The organism is Methylomonas lenta (assembly GCF_001644015.1).
GTDB lineage: Bacteria > Pseudomonadota > Gammaproteobacteria > Methylococcales > Methylomonadaceae > Methylomonas > Methylomonas lenta.
Window position 1 is genome coordinate 20,019 of record NZ_LUUI01000122.1, and the last position, 19,359, is coordinate 39,377.

General features: G+C 42.3%; 20 protein-coding genes. 14 read left to right on the top strand and 6 right to left on the bottom strand.

What is annotated here, in order from left to right; translation table 11 throughout:
• Window positions 1-37: 37 nt before the first annotated feature.
• Window positions 38-394 (top strand): hypothetical protein, encoded by a 357-nt coding sequence (locus tag A1359_RS14550; protein WP_066984479.1) that lies wholly within the window; start codon window positions 38-40, stop codon window positions 392-394.
• Window positions 395-469: 75 nt separating this feature from the next.
• Here the strand turns inward: A1359_RS14550 and corA are convergent, their stop codons facing one another.
• Window positions 470-1,435 (bottom strand): magnesium/cobalt transporter CorA, encoded by a 966-nt coding sequence (gene corA / locus A1359_RS14555; protein WP_066984481.1) that lies wholly within the window; start codon window positions 1,433-1,435, stop codon window positions 470-472.
• Window positions 1,436-1,714: 279 nt separating this feature from the next.
• Between corA and A1359_RS14560 the strand changes: the two genes are divergently transcribed.
• The 3 genes from A1359_RS14560 (at window position 1,715) to A1359_RS14570 (ending at window position 3,748) form a co-directional block, all read left to right on the top strand.
• Window positions 1,715-1,990, top strand: a complete 276-nt coding sequence (locus A1359_RS14560) for a hypothetical protein (RefSeq protein WP_066984484.1) — start codon at window positions 1,715-1,717, stop codon at window positions 1,988-1,990.
• 278 nt (window positions 1,991-2,268) lie between these two features.
• Window positions 2,269-3,012 carry a PEP-CTERM sorting domain-containing protein gene (locus A1359_RS14565; protein WP_157200561.1) on the top strand — a complete coding sequence of 248 codons (744 nt, stop codon included), beginning with the start codon at window positions 2,269-2,271 and terminating at the stop codon, window positions 3,010-3,012.
• Between the two features lie 61 nt (window positions 3,013-3,073).
• Window positions 3,074-3,748, top strand: a complete 675-nt coding sequence (locus tag A1359_RS14570) for a PEP-CTERM sorting domain-containing protein (RefSeq protein WP_066984490.1) — start codon at window positions 3,074-3,076, stop codon at window positions 3,746-3,748.
• Between the two features lie 257 nt (window positions 3,749-4,005).
• Here A1359_RS14570 and A1359_RS14580 read toward each other — a convergent pair whose 3' ends face one another.
• On the bottom strand, window positions 4,006-4,305 hold the full coding sequence (locus A1359_RS14580) for a hypothetical protein (protein ID WP_157200562.1): 300 nt from the start codon (window positions 4,303-4,305) through the stop codon (window positions 4,006-4,008).
• A gap of 351 nt (window positions 4,306-4,656) precedes the next feature.
• Here A1359_RS14580 and A1359_RS14585 point away from each other — a divergent pair, with 351 nt between their 5' ends.
• The 3 genes from A1359_RS14585 (at window position 4,657) to A1359_RS14595 (ending at window position 6,978) form a co-directional block, all read left to right on the top strand.
• Window positions 4,657-5,328, top strand: a complete 672-nt coding sequence (locus A1359_RS14585) for a TVP38/TMEM64 family protein (RefSeq protein WP_066984499.1) — start codon at window positions 4,657-4,659, stop codon at window positions 5,326-5,328.
• A 225-nt stretch (window positions 5,329-5,553) separates the two neighbouring features.
• Entirely contained in the window at window positions 5,554-6,345 is a 792-nt protein-coding gene (locus A1359_RS14590; protein WP_066984502.1) for a sterol desaturase family protein, read from the top strand.
• Window positions 6,346-6,348: 3 nt separating this feature from the next.
• Window positions 6,349-6,978 carry a TIGR04282 family arsenosugar biosynthesis glycosyltransferase gene (locus tag A1359_RS14595; RefSeq protein WP_066984505.1) on the top strand — a complete coding sequence of 210 codons (630 nt, stop codon included), beginning with the start codon at window positions 6,349-6,351 and terminating at the stop codon, window positions 6,976-6,978.
• Window positions 6,979-7,072: 94 nt separating this feature from the next.
• On the opposite strand, the gene A1359_RS14600 is transcribed toward A1359_RS14595, so the two are convergent.
• Together A1359_RS14600 and A1359_RS14605 are read right to left on the bottom strand one after the other, a co-directional pair.
• Window positions 7,073-7,705 (bottom strand): response regulator transcription factor, encoded by a 633-nt coding sequence (locus tag A1359_RS14600; RefSeq protein WP_066984508.1) that lies wholly within the window; start codon window positions 7,703-7,705, stop codon window positions 7,073-7,075.
• Entirely contained in the window at window positions 7,702-9,570 is a 1,869-nt protein-coding gene (locus A1359_RS14605; RefSeq protein ID WP_066984512.1) for a PAS domain S-box protein, read from the bottom strand. Before A1359_RS14605 ends, A1359_RS14600 begins: the two co-directional genes overlap by 4 nt.
• Before the next feature lie 456 nt (window positions 9,571-10,026).
• On the opposite strand from A1359_RS14605, the gene A1359_RS14610 reads away from it, so the two are divergent.
• The 7 genes from A1359_RS14610 to A1359_RS14640 all read left to right on the top strand — a co-directional run bounded on the left by A1359_RS14610 (window position 10,027) and on the right by A1359_RS14640 (window position 16,507).
• Window positions 10,027-10,623, top strand: coding sequence for a hypothetical protein (locus tag A1359_RS14610; protein WP_157200563.1), 597 nt, complete (start codon window positions 10,027-10,029; stop codon window positions 10,621-10,623).
• A 3-nt stretch (window positions 10,624-10,626) separates the two neighbouring features.
• On the top strand, window positions 10,627-11,547 hold the full coding sequence (locus A1359_RS14615) for a winged helix-turn-helix domain-containing protein (RefSeq protein ID WP_066984518.1): 921 nt from the start codon (window positions 10,627-10,629) through the stop codon (window positions 11,545-11,547).
• Between the two features lie 351 nt (window positions 11,548-11,898).
• On the top strand, window positions 11,899-13,377 hold the full coding sequence (locus tag A1359_RS14620; RefSeq protein ID WP_066984521.1) for a hypothetical protein: 1,479 nt from the start codon (window positions 11,899-11,901) through the stop codon (window positions 13,375-13,377).
• Between the two features lie 92 nt (window positions 13,378-13,469).
• The gene (locus A1359_RS14625) at window positions 13,470-13,823 is read left to right on the top strand and encodes a hypothetical protein (RefSeq protein WP_066984524.1); all 354 of its coding nucleotides are present in this window, start codon (window positions 13,470-13,472) and stop codon (window positions 13,821-13,823) included.
• A 13-nt stretch (window positions 13,824-13,836) separates the two neighbouring features.
• On the top strand, window positions 13,837-14,538 hold the full coding sequence (locus A1359_RS14630; RefSeq protein WP_066984577.1) for a C39 family peptidase: 702 nt from the start codon (window positions 13,837-13,839) through the stop codon (window positions 14,536-14,538).
• Window positions 14,539-14,556: 18 nt separating this feature from the next.
• Window positions 14,557-15,045, top strand: a complete 489-nt coding sequence (locus A1359_RS14635; RefSeq protein ID WP_066984527.1) for a hypothetical protein — start codon at window positions 14,557-14,559, stop codon at window positions 15,043-15,045.
• A 136-nt stretch (window positions 15,046-15,181) separates the two neighbouring features.
• Window positions 15,182-16,507, top strand: coding sequence for a transporter (locus A1359_RS14640; protein WP_232322268.1), 1,326 nt, complete (start codon window positions 15,182-15,184; stop codon window positions 16,505-16,507).
• Between the two features lie 47 nt (window positions 16,508-16,554).
• Here A1359_RS14640 and A1359_RS14645 read toward each other — a convergent pair whose 3' ends face one another.
• Window positions 16,555-17,604: a threonine aldolase family protein gene (locus tag A1359_RS14645; protein WP_066984530.1), complete on the bottom strand. Its 1,050-nt coding sequence runs from the start codon at window positions 17,602-17,604 to the stop codon at window positions 16,555-16,557.
• Window positions 17,605-17,756: 152 nt separating this feature from the next.
• Complete coding sequence (locus A1359_RS14650; protein ID WP_066984533.1) at window positions 17,757-19,094, bottom strand: magnesium transporter; 1,338 nt, start codon at window positions 19,092-19,094, stop codon at window positions 17,757-17,759.
• Window positions 19,095-19,359: the final 265 nt, after the last annotated feature.

A 19,359-nucleotide genomic window follows, 5' to 3' on the forward strand; every position in this document is an offset into this window, starting at 1 on the left:
GCTAAATGCTAGGAATAACAACGATGAGGAGTCTATGATGGACATCAATGCAAGCTATACAAAAAACAGTTTGAACACTCAACTGACTTCGACCCAATCTAAATCGGCCGGAGTGGGTAGTCTGGCTGGGCAGCAACCCATTCCTGCGACGGATAGAGATGGTGATCAAGACAATAGTGTCGCTAAAGACAGTGTGACCTTATCGAGTCAATCACTAAAGTTGGCGAGTACGTCCAGTGTTCAAGGTACAACGAATCAAACACAAATCCCGAATCGCCAAGAAGCGCAAAAACTGGTCGATCAGCTGGTAACAGGGTTGCAGAATAATCCAGAACAGGCGCAAAACGCCGTTAGTAATGCATCTTCAGCAGCTGCAAGTAAATTACTGGCTTAGACCACGACTTGACTAAGCGCTGACAATTCAAGCGCGCCGTTCCTGTAAATGCGGGAACGGCGCAATTTCATAAGCTTACAACCACTTCGCCCGCTTCAAGCGCCAATAAAGTAATAGGCTGCCGACCAGTACGCCAACGATGACTAGCGGATAACTGTATTCCCATGCCAACTCCGGCATGTGTCTGAAATTCATACCGTACCAGCTGAATATCATGGTTGGAATGGCCAAAATAGCACCCCAGCCGGCCAGGCGTTTGACTACTTCATTTTGTCTGACAGTTTCAAATGTTAGATGGACTTGCATGGCGGCGATCAGCATTTCCCGCATGCCGTCGATGGCTCGGTCGATGCGGGAGATATGATCAGCAATATCACGAAAATATAAGCGAATATCTTTGGGTATATTGATTTCATGTGCATGCATCAACACATTGCAAATATCAATTACCGGCATGATTACGCCCTGCATTTGAATTAATTCTCGCTTTAATTCGTATAAACCCTCCATGGTTTGTAGGCTGGGATGATGGGTGAAAATGGCTGATTCCAGCGCATCAAAACGTGCCTGCAGGCCATCCAATACCGGCATATAGTTATCTACGATGTAGTCCATGATGGCATAGAGAGCAAATCCTGGGCCTTTAGCTAATTGATGCGGTAAAGCTTCGCAACGGGCACGCACTCGGTTGAGGCTGAGTGAGGCTCCGTGACGGACAGTCAGCAGAAAATTATTACCGACAAAAATATGCGTTTCGCCGAATTCGATTTCATTGTTACCCAAGACAGCGGTATGTAAGACAATGAACAATGAATCGCCATACTCCTCTATTTTAGGACGCTGATGTGCTGAGCGAGCATCCTCCACAGCCAATTCGTGCAAGCCAAATACGTCTTGCATTTTAGATAGCAATTGAGTGTCCGGCTCGCGTAAGCCCAGCCAGATAAAATGATTGGGCTGGTTGATATCTTGTTTGATGTGCTCGATGCTGATGTCGCCCAAACTGATCCCATGTTGATAAACCACACCTTTCATAATCATGTTGTCATCGTTGATACTTGGCAATGCTAATCTCCAGAATTGTTGGGTGCAGCTTGTTCAGGGGGTAAGAATTAAAACTGGTCTCTCAGTATGGATAAAGCGGGGTGGTAAAGTCAAAAAACGTAAGAGTTTGGGGTATGTTCAAATTCTTACGCAGAATGGATAATCACAACTGATACGGGGTAACCCATAAAGGACACGGTAAAGTTGTCTCAGGCGGTACAGAGCTCCTGCAAGAGTTTATACGCCGTATTGCACAACTCTGGTTGTGTTGTAAAAATGGCTAATGGCATCATAGCTATAATGTTTGAGGTCAATGATATTGTTAAACTTCGGTTTAAGGTTATGGTTTTGCTTGATTCTGATTTGCAGTCCGTGCCGGAGGTTGTTATCAATCTTGCTGATATGGGGCTAGATGATCGGGGAAATCTCCTGACTATTAGAAACATAGTAAAAGCCCAAGACTACAGCATTGATATTGCCAAATATTATCAACACGTTGTTCTACAAAATGGCTTTGCGCAAAATAAATCCTGCATGATTCCCATACTTTAATTCCTTTAAATGCACGCTTTGCCGTCGCCGCAAAACAACTGCAAGGCATGTGCGATGCGATAAAGATGACAAAACGTGACGGAATCTGCCTTAACTGATTAGCCCTAATCATTCATTTCTCTTAGGGAACGTATCTCAAACCCTTTAAGCCAAACCAAACTCCCATAAAGCCTTCCAATACGTTTTTGGCTCGAGTCAGATAGTCGTTGTTGGCAGCTCAGCTGACATATCTGGCATATGTCTGGGTAAAAATAAAACCTTAAAAATTATTTAGTCTATTGATTTTAAATGACATATTTATATATGGCCCAATGTGTGCTTTTAATAAATGGTCAGGCATGTTGCCGCAATTTTTTTTAATCACACTCTTAGGAAAAGCATTGAACATGGTCATACGGAAACTCGTCAAGTTAATTGCGTTATTCACTCTGATCTTAAGCGCTCAAACTGTTCAAGCGGGCGTAATAATTGATGACTTTACTGATTTTCAAGCTGTATCGAACGGTGAGAATGGACCGATAAGCGTAGTCGGAACAGATTTGCCTAACCTGTTGCGGACATTGACCGCCACAGCCTCCCCTGGAAATGGTGAAGCCGAAGTAGTTGTTGCAAATGGGGTATTAAATATTTCTAACGACTTCGGCTCGATCGGAACAACCAGTATTTTTTATAGCTTTAATACCATTGATCTGGCAGCTATCGCAGATGGGTTTTTGTTCAATATTAATTTTATTGATTTGAGTCATGAAGTTCAGATGGTTGCAAATGCAACTTCTTTTTTTGATTTTGTTAACTTTGGTGGTGTAGGGCATTACGAAATCGGATTTTCTCAGTTCACAGATCCTTCTGTGTTTAACCGGTTAACTAGCCTGCAACTCAATTTTCGCGGTGTGAAAAACTGGGATGCTCGTTTTGGGTCTCTCGTAACGGAAACTAAAAGCGTTCCTGAGCCGTCTGTAATAGCCTTGTTAGCCGTTGGCTTAACGGCATTGAGTAAAGTAGGCAATAGAAAAAAAGCCTAAGAAATCCAGAGTACTCACCACTGTTTTTAGCCTTAAACAATCATAGATAGGACTAGCAAAGATGCATTACAAAATTCTAAGAAAAATATTCGCAATACTGACATTTATGTCGGGCGCATTATTCAGCTATTCTGGATTTGCCAGTGAATTGACTATCGATAACTTTACGGATTTTCAAGTTGTAAGAGATCGAGGAGATGTTATAGGAGCCACAGAGAGCACTCTGCTGGCATTGACGGGAACCAGTTTACAGAATACATCAAGGACTTTTACTGCTGAAGCAACAGTCGGAGATTATGCTTCTAAAATTGGCATTAAATCAGATGGCAATTTGTTAGAAATTGGTAATAGTGGTTCATCTTCAGGCAGCGCATCCATAGAATGGAATTTTGATCCCATAGACTTTACGCAATTTGGAAATGCGATTTTATTGGAAGTCGTAGATATAGACCTGAATGTCAACGCTGAAATGGTTGTTAATGGCATCGCCAGTTCAGGCATTAAAACCTTTAGCGGGGTCGATAATTTTCTGGTTAATTTTAATGACTTTTCTAATAGCGGCGTGTTTAGCAATGTGAGCAGCTTTCGTCTGAACTTTAGCGGTCCCTTGGCTTGGGATGGCCAGTTCAGACTTTTAACTACTACAACGCCGGTTCCTCTACCTTCAACCTTTTTATTGATGGGTTCTACCTTGTTTGGCTTCATCGGCATTTCTCGAAGAAAATCAATTATCTAGTAACTAAGGATTTCGCCAAATTTAACTTCCGCTTATGGATCCCATGCTTTGCGTCACTGCCATTAAGTTAAGGAAGAACAATCCCTTCTCCCTCCGGGAGAAGGTTAGGATGAGGGGATTAAATAAAGCTTTTTTGCCTTATTATAAATCTCCTCTCCCCAACCCTCTCCAGCAGGAGAGGGAGCTTTTTCTTAACTTAATGGCAGTGACGCGAAGCGTAGGAACGATGCGCTTGGGTATCGGGAAGATATTTCCAATCATATCCTAAGGTGATTAAAAAGCAGTATTTGTATGCAGGCTTTGAAAAGAATAAGATTTACTGGCATTGCTGACGTTTGGCATTTGAGAGGCATGAAGCCGCTATCTCCTTTGCCGAACATAAACCAAAGATATAGTGCTGGTTTTGCTGAATATTTATGCCGATGTCTTTCATCGGGCATCGGCTGATTTGGGTTAGACTGGCTGCTTGACTCACCGAAATCTTTCAGGATAAATGGCTGGCTTTCATCCGAAGCACATATACTACCCATACCAACAAACCGGAAGCGATTGGTCATATCATGACTCGCAAGGTTATTACTCTGCCAACCACTGCTCATATCGTGAGTTGCTACCGCTGATCGTCAACCAAGGCTATCATCATGTGCCTATCGTTGATGCAGACGGGCTTTTGGGCATGGTTTTCCAAAGCCGTCTGCTGTCTACACTGTTTAATGCCAAGGGCTTCAAGCATAACCCTAGAAAGTAATTTAGCATTGCCAGGGAATTATTCGCTGATATCAAACTCAGTGATATTTTGATGCTTGATGCGAGAAGCAGCTTGACCAAGCACGTAAGACTGTCTTTCATCAGCAAAACCGTTCACAATCGATTCTGGGTTTATCTAAACATCAAATACGGAGGTCACTATGGACAAAAAATATTGGATAGTGGGGCTTTTGATGGTTGTCGTTGTATTTTTTCTGTTCGACGGCCCACAGATACTGAGTCTTGAAAATATTCGTGAAAATCGGGATGCTTTGCTTGAATTTACTGGCCGGCATTATCTAAGCATGCTGCTACTGTGTGGCATAGGGTATATTGTTTCCACAGCCTTCAGTTTGCCGGGCGGTACAGTATTATCGTTGTTGTTGGGGTTTTTGTTCGGGCGCTGGGTGGGCACGTTTTTGATAGTGATTTCGGCCACGCTAGGTGCTGCGGCAGTATTTTGGCTGGCACGCTATTTGTTGGCTGATTGGGCGCAAAAGCGTTTACAGCAAAGTGCCTTATCACAGAAATTACTGAATGGCTTTGATGAGGATGCGTTTAATTATTTGCTGTTTCTGCGTCTGGTGCCGCTGTTTCCATTTTGGTTGGTCAACTTGGCACCAGCCTTTACCTCAGTATCCATGCGTACTTATCTGATAACGACGTTCATCGGTATCGCGCCCGGTAGTTTTATATTTGCCAATCTGGGGCAATCTTTGGGCAGTATCGATAGCCTGGATCAGTTGTTCTCCTGGCAAACTTTATTGGCATTGAGTTTACTGGGCGGTTTGTCATTGGTGCCGGTTTTGTCAAAACGCTCACAACCGAAGTAATTTTCGACATGAAATATTTTTTAAGGTCAGATGTGTGATTCTTGAGAGCCGAGCTTTACTCAGTCATTGCCAGAATCTCAATCTTGATTGACCCAACTAACAGATTGCCTCTCTTTGCTGTCTACGAGGCAATGTCGATATTTCTGCCTGGCTTTGCAAGGAAGGCTGGGGTAACCATTTTGTTGATGCAGCTTATCTGGCTGCGATTTATGACGGGAGCCATTAATGGAAGTGATTGTGCGTTTGAGTGTTTTTTTTGGCATCTTGATAGGCATGCTAGTCTGGGAAGCCTGGCGTCCAACACGGCGATTGCAGTTGCAGCGTCTGCAGCGCTGGACAGTCAATCTGGGGCTGGCATTGTTTAATATTTTGGTCATGCGTATCAGTGTTGGTGCTGCCGCCTGGCAAGCAAGTATTTGGGCGGCAGAGCAATCTGTGGGGATATTCAATGTCTTGATATTGCCTTCTTGGTTAAGTATTGCGGGTAGTCTGTTGTTACTTGATTTGGCGATTTATGCCCAGCATGTCGCAGCTCATCGCTGGCGCTGGTTTTGGCGTTTACATCAAGTACATCATACGGATATCGATTTTGATACCACAACAGCCGTGCGCTTTCATCCCATGGAGATCATGTTGTCCATGGCTTACAAAGTGGTGCTGGTGTTGCTGCTAGGTGCTCAGCCCATGGCTGTAATTATGTTTGAAGTCATTTTAAACGGCTGCGCGCTCTTCAATCACGGTAATGTCAGTCTGCCGGGTGGTTGGGAAAAGCGTTTGCGATATCTGTTGGTCACCCCCGACATGCATAGAATTCATCATTCTGCCCGACCAATTGAAACCGATAGCAACTACGGTTTTTCGTTGTCCTGTTGGGATCGATTATTTAAAACCTACACTTCTCAGGCGCAATTGCCGCAGACCGAGATGACGATAGGTCTCAACGGTTTTCGTGAGCCCAATGAGCTGGGTTTTTTCGGTTTATTGGCATTGCCATTCAGGCGTTTACGTTTACGCTAATACATGAATACTCTTTTTCCCGATTGTGTATTACTGGTGTTTTGTAAGGCACCGATAGCAGGGCAGGTCAAAACCCGTTTACAGCCATCGCTAACAGCAGAACAGGCGGTGGCAGCGCATATTCAACTTACAAGGTTCACCTTGAATCGCGCCTTTGAACAGCCGTTGTGTGATGTGCAGTTGTATTGTGCACCGGATACACAGCAAGCATTTTTTCAAGCGTGCGCTGTGGATTATCCATTGACATTGGCTAAACAAGAGGGCGCTGATCTAGGATTGCGAATGCTTAATGCCTTTAAGCAAGCACTCACAAGCTATCGTCATGTGATTGTTATGGGGTGCGATTGTCCCAGTCTCACCTATGCTGATCTTCAACAAGCATTTACAGCTTTGCAAAATGGCTATGATGTGGTGATTGGTCCAGCTGCAGACGGTGGCTACGTTTTGATCGGCTTGAATGAGTCGCAAGAGTTTTTATTTGAAAGCATGCCTTGGGGCACTAACACCGTAGCCTCTCAAACCTATCTATGTGCAGAACAGAATGGATTGACTGTATTTAAGCTAAGCCAGCAATGGGATGTAGATTATGTTGAGGACTGGCAACGATTTTTAAGGGAATTTTGTAATAGTTGATTATGTGGCCCTGGTTTTGAGTGTTAGGGTCGTCGAATGCTGGATCGTTGAAGCTGCCTTAGCAAAATACTCTATTCTTGATTTAATTGGGGGATTATTCCTTCGTATTCGGATAGAGTGCCTCACCTATAGTGACAATCTGTGCCAACTCAAGTAAGTTTTTGCTGGAGGTTTTTCGCAATATATTTGATTTATGAATCTCGACTGTACGATGGCTGATATCTAGTTGTTGAGCAATTATCTTATGGGTCAGACCCTCAATTAAGAGTGGCATAATTTCTTTTTCCCGCTCAGTCAGTGATCCAAGTAATAACTGACAACGTTGATTTTCCTCCTGTTCAGCCACCTGCTTTTCGCCTTCTTTTAGTGCTGTATTAATGCTGTTCATTAGCGTTTTACGTGAGACAGGTTTAGTTAGGAAATTCGAGGCACCGGCTTTGATGGTTTTAACACTGAGGGGGATATTGCCATGCCCTGTAAGGAAAATGATTGGTAGCGGGAAGCCGCGGTTGTTTAACTCTGTCTGGAGTTGGAGTCCATTCATTTCAGGCATATTGATATCGATGATCGCGCAACCACGCAATTCAGGCTGATAAAACTCAAGAAATGTCTTAGCATCGCTAAAACCTTCTACAGATAGGCCGTCCAGTTCGATTATTAGCTTCAGAGAATCACGGATTTTTGGGTCGTCATCTATGATAAACACAGTCATGTCGTTGGTGTTCATAAGCTGATGGGTAGGGTGATGTGAAAAGTTGCGCCAAGCTTGCAATTTTGGTCGAGCCAGAGTTGTCCGTCATTGGCTTCAATTAAGGCGCGGGTGATGGCTAATCCCATACCAATACCACCGGTTTTTGTGGTGAAAAAAGGGTCAAAAATGCGCTTTGCAATATCTGAGGATAACCCGGGGCCGTTGTCTTGAACTGTAATTAATATCATATCCAGCTTGGTCGTGGCTTTGATGCTGATAAGAATGGTTTTGGGTTCCATTCCGGCATCTCGCATTGCTTCCACACTGTTGCGTAACACATTGGTTAGTGCCAACTGAATTTGTAGGCGATTAGTGCGTACGGGCGGTAATCCGGGTTGCAATTGCAGCTGAGTCTGGAAATTGCCCAAGCTATTGTTTTGAGCTGTGCTTATTGTTTCTCTAATAAAGCTATTAATATCCAATAATTCAGTGGTGATTTTATCTTGATGAAGAAAGTTCAATAGCTCATGTAAGGTTTGACCGGCGTGTTGAGCGAGTTCGGCACAGTCTTGAACAGCTTGTTTGATTTTATTCAGGTCGGGTGATTTGTCATCCAGGGATTGATAGGCGAATTCACTGTATGCGGAAATGGCTGTTAGTGGTTGATTGAGTTCATGAGCAATAGCTGATATTGTTTGGGTGGCTAGTTGTTTATGATGTAACGCTCTAATTGCAAGGCCATTGTTTTGTTTTGCAAGGGCATTCTTTTTGTGGTTGCTGATATCTTGAATTATGCCTACGATACGCGTTACCTGATTGTCGTGGAAATATCCTCTGCCAATAGAAGAAACCCATATCTCATCATGCCCCGGCGGCTGTAGAACCCTATATTCGAGATGAAATTGCCCTAATCCTTCCTGCGTCAAATATTCACATAACAGCTGTTCTCGATTTATACGGTCTTCTGGATGTATGCCTGAGAGGAACTTTTCAAGCGTAAACGATTCCTCGGCGCTAACACCCCAAATATCGCGAAGCCGCTGATTGCAATGTATGTGTTGGTCGATCAAATTGATATCGTATATACCAAAGTTAGTGGCAGTTTCCGCGAGTGTTAAGAGTTCTTTGCTGGATTGTAATGCCAATGCTGTTAAAGCGCGCTCGGTTACATCCACCACGATAGCAACGCAATTACAAGGTTGGCGTAAGGCGTCATTGATACGGGAAAATGAAATATTGACCCAGGCTTGGTGGCCATTTTTACACAAATAGCGCGTTTCGAGCGTATAGGGACGGTTGTTAGTAATCAGTTCTTGAAAGAGTTCAATATGACGTGGTTGTTCATTAGGATGGATGAGTTCTCGCATATTGATACTTAGCAACTGATCCTCAGAGTACCCGGTGATTTCAGAAAAATAATGGTTAACATGGGTGATGTTACCGAGTAAATCGGTTTGTACAATGCCGATAATCGCTTGATCAAACATGGCGCGTAGGCATTCAGCATTTTCACTGGTGCGTTGATTTTTTTGCCAATGCTCGTCAATATCGCACCGATTGATCTTTACACAAAGATATTCATTCTGCGGCAAAGCGGTAATCCTAATCTCTGTCAATATAGTTGAACCGTCACCTAGGGACACAGGAAGCACTCTACCCTTATCCACCGCACGTTTTTCCATGTGATTGAGGGATTGATTTTGTTGTTCTAAAGCTTTGCAAAGATCAGGGAATAAATGATCAATTTTAAGTTTGGCCAGTTGTTCAGCGTTGTAACCTAGCAGGTGTTGTGCGGACAGATTAGAGGCTACGACTGCACCTGATCTATCCGTTAGTAACAGGGCATCGGAAACAGACTCAAAAAACAATCTGAATACAGCAGCATCAATCAATGTGTCCAAAAGTAGACTCCAGTAGTGTAAGAGCGGGTGGTGTGAATTAATGAGTAATTTGTTCAGGATTCAAGCGCGTTTTTCTAGCGCAAGTCCGGTGATGTAAAAGGTTAATCAGCAGCCTAACAAATGCTCTGTGCCATAGTAAAAAAGTGGATTAAATAAATTTAAAAAGCTTGAAATCATATTGTCTTTTGTTTGTTTCGAATATAAGGGCTAACCCTTACGTGTTCGCACGGATAGAAAAAAAACTTCCTAACGGCGATTATTAACCCACAAACCAAAAACATAGTCCATGCGTGATTCTCCGTCGCAGCTTTACTAATCACAATGCGTTGTTTGATCCGGATGCTGGGTTTGCTTATGGCAAGAATGAAAAAGCAGTTACGTCAGTGTCCAAATTCACAGCATGGCTTATTCTCGGTAAACAGCAGGATTTTGATTGTTGAGATATGAGGGGCGACTATGAGTAGATTAGATGTGTCAACAAATTCACTATGGAACAGCTGGAATGTGTATCCAAAATGGCATAGACAGTTGGCTGTCTACAGATTGGAGCCGCTAATTGCTATGTGTGAACAAGTTAGATGGAATCCTTCAGCCATGTTAGCCATTGGGCCTGGTTTCGGGGTTGTGCAAAACAAGCATCAAGCACTAGCAAAATTTAACGTTTCTGTACGCGAAAAGTTAATGAAGATTAGCAATATTGAGAAGGATGTTGTTGATGGCGGCATGGCTATCCTGATTTTGAATGATAACGGTCGAATTCATCACTGCAACAGCAGAAGTAGTCTGTTGTTCGGTTGGAAAACTGACTGTCTTGTTGGGCAGAATGTGAGTGTCGTGCTGCCAGAGTTAACTGAAATATCCTTAATCAGTAATGGACATATTAATCCACAGTTACGATTCTGGGCGCATATTGGTCATCGGTTTGAGATGTTTGGTCAGTATGGTGATTTGTATAAATGTCAAATAAATTTTAATCACAATGAGCATCATGGTCGGCATTATATACAACTGATTATTCATACTATAGAAAAATACCTGGATGTCTTGCAGTAGAGGGTGACTGGATTTAGACGAAAAATTAAAAAATTAAGCATAGAAGCTTGCATATTAAGACAGTTGAGTCATATTATTAAAATTATTTTAACCATAAAAATAATGAAAATATTAAATAGTATTTCTGTTGTTGATAATGATAAATATTTCTTAGGATTATTAAAAGGATATTGTTATGTAAACAATATAATTTTAAATGAGCATGATTTTGATATGGCTGGAGTTAAAGAAATTGAAGTAATCAGACCTGCTTTAGTGTTTTTTTCTCTAGAACTATTAGGTGATAACACAAAAGTACTGGATACATTATTGTCTATTATAGAGAGCATGAAGGGGAATTTAATGGTCTGTGGCTTAAATAAGAACTCAGCAGATATTTATAATGGGATACCTGGCTGGTTTGGTGAGGTTATTAATGATTCTATTTGTGAGGTCGATTGGTTTATTAAGAAAAAATTCTGCTTAGATGTTCGTTCTGCTGATGATAGAAGGTTTCGTGAAAGGCGAAACTTCAAAGAAAGAAGAAGTGGTGACTCAAATAATTTCGCCGATTATGGTTCTATATTGTCTGTACAGAGAGGCGTTGAAAGAATTTGCTTTAAGGGTCTTAGAATAGACAGTAATAATAAGTGCGTATTTTTGAATGATCGTAGAGTTGATTTGACACGTAAGGAGTTTGATCTAATCGAATTGTTGTCTACAGATATTGATCGAATCTATTCCGCAGAAGAAATTATTAATCACATTTGGCCTGAAAATAGCCGGGCAACAAAGTCAGACCTTTATCAATATATGCATTTGCTAAGAAAAAAGATTGAAAATGACCCTAATAATCCAAGATGGATTATGACTATAAAAGGTTTTGGCTATAGATTGAATTTACACAATGCTGATATTGAAAAGCAAGAGGCGCTTTGTTCTTAAAGTTATTGCTTTGGCGGTCATGGTGTAAATCATGATGTTATTTAACGACGTTAAAGTCAGTAAGTCTATTTTATTTAGAGTTGGTTAATGATTATGACGTTGTAGTCTGATTCAGTTAAAGCGCTGTAAGTGGTGAGGATTTTTTGCGTCTGTATTAATTGTTTATTTGATTTATTTATCCGGAATTTTAATTAAATAATGAGATTGTTTATATGGAATTTTGAGCATCACGTTAAGCATAATTTAATCGTGGTAGCGACTGATTAAATTATGAAATTAATCGTATGTTCCACTCTCATTGGATATGACATCTGATGGAATTTGAAATTTTATCTTTTCGGAGTAAAAACAATGAAACAATTCAATAAAACATTAATAGCTACCGGTATTTTGTTGGCGTTGGGTTCAGCATCCAGCGCATGGGCGAACCCAACTAATACAGCGACTGAAGTTGTTGATAGTCAGTCGGCGAGTGTTGATTCTGCAGCAAAAGGCCAAGGTAATTCATCCATCAGTGAAGGCGGTACTTCTTCGATTGGTGCAATTACGGACACCTATACAAAGACAAATACTGAAACTTTCACCAAAACTGATAATAGCCAGGATAACGATACCAAAACCTATACAAAAACCTCGGCTGAAGAAAGCTATAACACCGATAACAGTCAAGATAACGACACTAAAACCTTCAGTAAAACCGACAATAGTCAGGATAACGATACTAAAACCTTCAGTAAAACCGACAATAGTCAGGATAACGATACTAAAACTTATACAAAAACTTCGGCTGAAGAAAGTTATAACACCGATAACAGTCAAGATAACGATACCAAAACTATTACTAAAACTGATAACAGCCAGGATAACGATAGCAAAACCTATACAAAAACCTCGGCTGAAGAAAGCTATAACACCGATAACAGTCAAGATAACGACACAAAAACCTATACAAAAACTTCAACTGAAGACAGTTATAACACCGACAACAGTCAAGACAACGACACAAAAACCTATACAAAAACATCAGCTAAAGAAAGCTATAACACTGATAACAGCCAAGATAATGACACCAAAACCATTACAAAAACTGATAGTAGTGTTAATGCAGAGGGTAAAGCAAAAGCTGAAGATAACGCAGCTGCTGTAAACGGTAGCGGAACCGCTTCCACCACCAATACAAAAACAGATAGCAGCATTGCCGACAATGGTGAATCTAAAGCCAAAGATAATGCAGCCTCTGTCAATGGCAGTGGAACCGCTTCTACCACTAATACAAAATCCGATAACAGTATTGCGAAAAACGGTGAAGTAGATGCTGAAGATAGAGCTGCAGCTGTTAACGGCAGTGGTAGTGCATCTACAACAGATTCCAGCACCAGCAATAAAAGCAAAGCGAGTGCCGAAGATCAAGCCGCAGCAGTGGGTCGTGATGGAACTGCAACTTCCACCAACAACCATGCTAAAGCTGACGCAGAAGGTTCTGCCGCATCCAACACAGGTTCTGCAACCTCAACTTACACGCAAACAAACGTGTCTACCAGTGGTGATGCTTCACCTGCTATAGCTTCAAATGGCGGCGCTGTTTCTGTTAATAACTCTTATCTGGCTGGTAGTGTAACCGGCGCGGGTGCAGGCTACGATATGCTGGCTGCAAAAGATGGTAATGGCGGCTTGATTCCTGTAGCCAGCAATAGTATTGATAATTCATACAATAACTTTGCCGGTCTGAATCAGTCTGTACAAAATTCAGGTAACTCTTCTTTGGCGCAACAACAAGTGTCTTTCCAAGGCAATGTTAGCGTCAATCAAAACACACCTGTGGCTCCTTAAAAGTTAATTATCATAGATTAACTTGAGTTTACCGGCGAACAAGAAATTGTTCGCCGGTATCTAGTTAGTAATGTAATTAAAAGGGGCAATGTATGAAAAGATTAATAATAAGTTTATTTTCAACGCTGCTGATAGGAATGCTGGCAAATAATGGGGTTAATGCTGAGACGGGTAATGCAGCATTTTTTGAGCAGGCTGAAATGGTATTAAGTGAAGATCTGGATAATCAGAGAGGACAGGGTGGGGTAGATATACTCACGCTTAATAGGCAAAATGTAACTGCATTATTGAAAGATAATACTGCCACAAATAATATGAATGGGTTTAATATTATTGATAATGGTTCATTTGCAGGGGCAAGCGGTATGATTTCAGTGATACAGAATAGTGGTAATAATGTCATTATTCAGGATTCGACGGTATTCAATGTTACGGTTATACCTTAATGGACCCTTTGATATGAAATTATCTGCTGCGATACCTGCTTTATTGATGATATTGTCCGTATTCAATACCTATGCTGATGCCTTTAATTTAAACGGTATGGCGGGTGGTGGAAATTATGCAGTTCCGGTAATGAGCTTTGCAGAAAGACGCTTTAAAACTGTATATAAGCAAAAGTACGACTTTAGTTGTGGTTCCGCTACCCTAGCGAGTTTGCTATCGTTTCACTATGACGATGTTGTGGATGAACAAGCGGTATTTGTAGATATGTACGAAAATGGAGATAAACAAAAAATTCAGCAACAGGGATTTTCGATGCTGGATATGAAACTGTATTTAGAGAGACGTGGCTATTTGGCCAATGGATTTAAGCTTAATCTGGATGGACTAATTGAGGCCAATGCGCCTGCCATTACTATTATTAATAACAAAGGCTATTTACATTTTGTCATTATTAAGGGTATCAGTGATAGCGAGGTATTGGTTGGAGACCCTGCAGCCGGTGTTAAGGCATTTCCCAGGCCTGATTTTGAAAGAATGTGGGAAAATCGTATCTTGTTTTTAATACATGACAAACAGACACTGGCTGATAACCATTTTCAGGATAAAGCAGAATGGGCGCTTAGAACTAAAGCACCATTGGATAGAATGGTCGATCTGAATCGTGACAGTTTGGCAGCGTTCAATCTATTGCAGCCAGGTCGTTGGGACTTTTAATTAACTCTGGGCGACGAAATGAATATTCATAAATCATATAAAAATACATTTATTTCGCTACGCTATGCTTATATTATGAGCGTATTTGTTTTGCAGGCTTTAGTAAGTCAGGCATTTGCAATAGATGAATTTAACGATCATGAGGATGTTTTAAATCATGTGGCACAAGCAAGCGATGAAGAACTTGATCAATTAAGAGGCGGCTTTCTATTACCGAATGGCATCAATGTCAATTTTAATTATGAAAGTGTAGTCTCTTTAAATGGCGTGGTCAAAATGGTATCTGCATTTCAGCTGCCTGATAACGTTACTTTGCTGCAAAATGGTTTAGATAATCAGTCTCAGCAACTAAATTTATCAGCGCTTGGAACAGTCATTCAAAATAATTTAGATAATCAATTCATTCAAACGCTTAACACTGTCAATATTGAATTGAGCAATCTAAAGAATATGTCTGTAAATCATAGTGGGACGATGTTTAACGCATTAATCATGCCGAATTTATAAGAAAACATCTTGGAGTGAAAAAATATTTATATTTGCGTTTTTGTCTATTGTTGAATAATGGTTGATATGCTAGTCTTCAATTGAGTTGTTATTTGCATGCATAGCTTATTAAAACTATAAAAACAAGGAGAATAAAATGGATTATAACTACAGTTATGTTTCCAAAAAAAAAGCGCAAAACAATCGGTTGCTTATTGTTTTTTTAAGTTTATTATTACCTTGGCATGAGGGTTTTGCTGAAGAGTTAAATAATGTTGATTTACTCAAAGAATATAAAAAGCTTTTAGCTGAACAGCAAAAAGAATTTCAGATTCAACGGAAAATCATTGCAGATCAAGGCCAAGAATTGCAACAAATGAAAGCTCGGCTTGATGCCTTGTCAAATCAAGCCCCTTCAAATAAGCAAGCAGCGGAAAATCCTAAAAAGCCCGTGGTTACTGCCGCAGCTAGTCAGCGTTCTGCACCTCCTCCAAATCAATTACCCGATAAACCGGTCGGAAAGGATCCGACTGAACACAAAGGAATGCAACGTCCACCCGAAATTCCTCGCCTGAGCGAAACAGTAGGCGGCGTTTTGACACGCAAAGGTAAAATTGCTATCGAGCCATCCTTACAATATGGTTATAACGATAATTATCGAGTATTTCTGGATGCCTATACCTTTATTCCGGCTATAGCGATAGGTTTAATTGACATACGGCAGATTAAACGGCACACCATGATGGCTAGTTTGGCCGCACGTTACGGTATTACCGACAGATGGGAATTTGAACTACGAATGCCTTATGTTTATCGCTCAGACTCACAGCGTTCTCGCCCCGTCGATATCAGCGCAGCTACTGACGAAACATTTAATGCCTCCGGTAGCAGCATTGGTGATCTTGAGATTGCTACACGTTATCAACTAACCAGCGGCGCAAACGGTTGGCCAATTTTAGTCGGTAACGTATTGACAACAGTACCCACAGGTAAAAGCCCATTTGATATCGAATATGTAAATGCCCAAGGCGTGCCGGGAGCGACATATCCCTCCGAATTACCTACTGGCGTGGGCTATTTCAGTTTTCAACCTAGTATTACAGCTCTTTACCCAACCGATCCGGCGGTTTTTTTCGGCAACATTAGCTACAACTATAATACAGAAACTAAACAGGATTTCGGCACATTCGATCCCGGCGATGCGATTGGCCTCAGTTTTGGTTTAGGATTTGGTATCAATGATCGTACCTCGTTTAGTTTAGGTTACTCACACAGACATGTTTTTACTTCTGCTGTTAATGGCGAAGAGATCGAGGGTAGTGAATTAGATATTGGACAATTTTTGGTCGGTTATTCATTTAAATATTCCCCGCAAACAACCTTTAATTTATCTTTAGGCATTGGTACTACCGATGATGCGCAAGCTGTGAATCTAAACTTTAGGATGCCTATGACTTTTGACTTTATTTCTGCCGATTTATAGAGTTAACCTAACTTCGCCACCTAATAACGAAATTCCACGCTATTTCACTAACCCAACATATCAATAAACTGATCAACTTGATTCTGTTCGGTTGCAAAGCTGGTGACTAGGCGCAACAAAATTTCATTCTCTCCCAGTAGCTCTTGCTTTGAGTGTGGGGGGTTCCAGGGGTAAAAAACCGCGCCTTGTTGTTTGAGTCGGTCGGTACGATCTTTGTCGATAATGCAGAAAACCTCATTGGCCTCTGCCGGCCAGGCCAGGCGTGCATGTTTGGTGTTTAGCAGACCGTTTTGCAGGCGCTGCCCCATCAGGTTGGCATGACGGGCAAGATCCAGCCAGAGGTTGTCCTGCAGATAGGCATCAAATTGGCAGGCGATAAAGCGGGTTTTAGAAAATAGCTGGGCGGCACGCTTGCGGATAAAGGGTAAATCTTTGGCCATTTCCGGCTGCATAAACACCAGAGCTTCTGCGCACCAACAACCGTTTTTGGTGGCGCCAAAAGAGACGATGTCGACGCCCAGTTTCCAGGTTAATTCCGCTGGGGTTAGGTTTAGCGCAACCAGTGCATTGGCCAGACGTGCGCCGTCCATATGCAAGGGTAGTTGTTTGTGTTGGGCGATTTCAGAAATCGCCAGGATTTCATCAGGTTGGTATAAGGTGCCAATTTCGGTAGCCTGGGTGATGGATATCGCCATCGGCTGGCCGGTGTGGATAAATCCAGGCGGAAAGCGGTTAATCTCCGCCTTGAGTTTACCTGGGTCGATTTTGCCATTTTCGCCATCAACCGGGGCAAGACGGGCGCCGTGGGTGAAAAATTCCGGTGCACCGCATTCGTCTTCAATCATATGCGCTTCGCGATGACAAAAGGATACGCCTCCCGGCCGGTTAACGGCTGCCAGTGCCAGCGAATTTGCTGCAGTGCCTGTACCTACAAAAAAAACCGCCACTTCGCGTTCAAACAGCTGATTAAATTTTTGCTCAACCTCGTGATCCAGTTCGCTGGCGCCATAGGGTACGGAAAAACCCGCGGCTTCTTCATAAAGCCGGCGGGCGATGACGGGATGCGCACCCGCCCAGTTATCGGAAGCAAAGATCATGGCAGTAAACTCTATTGATTGAGGGGGATATTTATTACGACTATGTAATTGATTTTATAGCATGGTCGGGTAGTTAACGTCTCCAGCCAGCTTAAACGCCATGCCACTATGCCTTTTTCGATCAACGTATTCGGCGCCTTTAGAACATCCGTTTATAGCAGAAACGCTGTGCCTAATCCCAAAAAAGCCACAAAACCTATCACATCAGTAACAGTCGTCAAAATAACCGAGCCGGAGAGTGCCGGGTCTATATTGAATCGATCCAGGATAATCGGAATCAAAACGCCGGAGACGGCTGCTGCCAGGATATTCATCACAATTGCCGCAGCCATCACCAGCCCAATGCCGACGCTACTAAACCAGAGTGCGGTGATACAGCCAATCACCAAAGCCCAAAGCAAACCATTCAGTCCACCGACTTTGATTTCTTTGAGTAACAACGGCAATACGTTACCTTTTGAAATTTGGCCTAATGCGATGCCGCGGACTATCAATGTTAAGGTTTGGCTGCCAGCGATGCCACCCATGGAAGCAACTACCGGCATTAACACCGCCAAGGCTACCACTTGCTGTAAAGTGGCTTCGTATAAGCCAATTGCCCAGGATGCTAAAAAGGCAGTGAGTAAATTAATCCCCAGCCAGGTTGCCCGGCGCGTGGAGCTGCGAAACACTGGCGCGAACAAATCCTCATCTTCATCCATGCCCGCGGTTGCCATCAACTGACTTTCGTAAGAATCGCGGGTGATTTCTAGCGCCAAACGCAGGGTCAATCTGCCTAATAGTCGTTCATTGGTGCCCAGCACGGGGAGTGTCATCAGGCCAGAGTGCTCCATTTTTTCAGTGGCATCCACCAAATAGTTGTCCGCAGAAATGGTAATCGGATCTTCTATGCATAGCTCTATTAGCAGCGTTTCCGGGGTAGCCTGATAAATAGCCTGTAGTGGCACAGTGCCGACATAGATGCCTTTATGCTGAATCAAATAGATACAATCGGTGTATTCAGGAAAGCTACGTTTCAGTTTTTGCAACGCCAGTTTTACATTGGCGGTGCGCGGTAATATGAGTAGTTCGTGGTCTACATAACGGCCGATTTGGTCGTCTTCGTATTGGGTGGATACTTCATAATAACGCCGCTGATTGTTTTTCATGCTTTGCAGCGCAGTAGCGACGGCGTCTTCGGATAAAGACTCTGCCAGCTCTATCAAATCTTCGGCATGCAGATCGGTTAACAAAGCTTGTAATTGGTCTTTCGACAAACTCTTGAAAATGGTTTGTCGTGGTTCGGCGCGCATGGCAACCAATACGTCGATCTGATCGGCATCAGGCACTTGTTGCCAGCGATCAAAACGTTCGTGCAGAGGTAAAGACTCCAGTAATAGGGCTAACTCGCTGCTTTCCAGTTCCTCGATGGCTACTTCGAAAATGGCTTTTTGCTCGTTATCTTCAGCAGCAATCAAACGTTCTAATAAATGGCTGATTTCTTCTTGCACGTATGTTTCTCCTTCAGTAAGAGAGACATACTAGCGGAATTTAAGCATACGCTTAGTTTTTGCTGATATTTCATCAAAGCTAAGCGTGAAGGCCGCGCTGGAGTAGTTGTAATCTTATGAATTAGATATAAAAAAAAAGCAGCTGAGGGCTTGTAGGAGGTAGAGAATTATGAGTATTCCGTGGGTTAAACCGTCCCTGTTTAGTATGAGCTCAATAACAACCGTTTGACGCCCATAAGCTCGCAGGATGATTTTTTTACAGAAT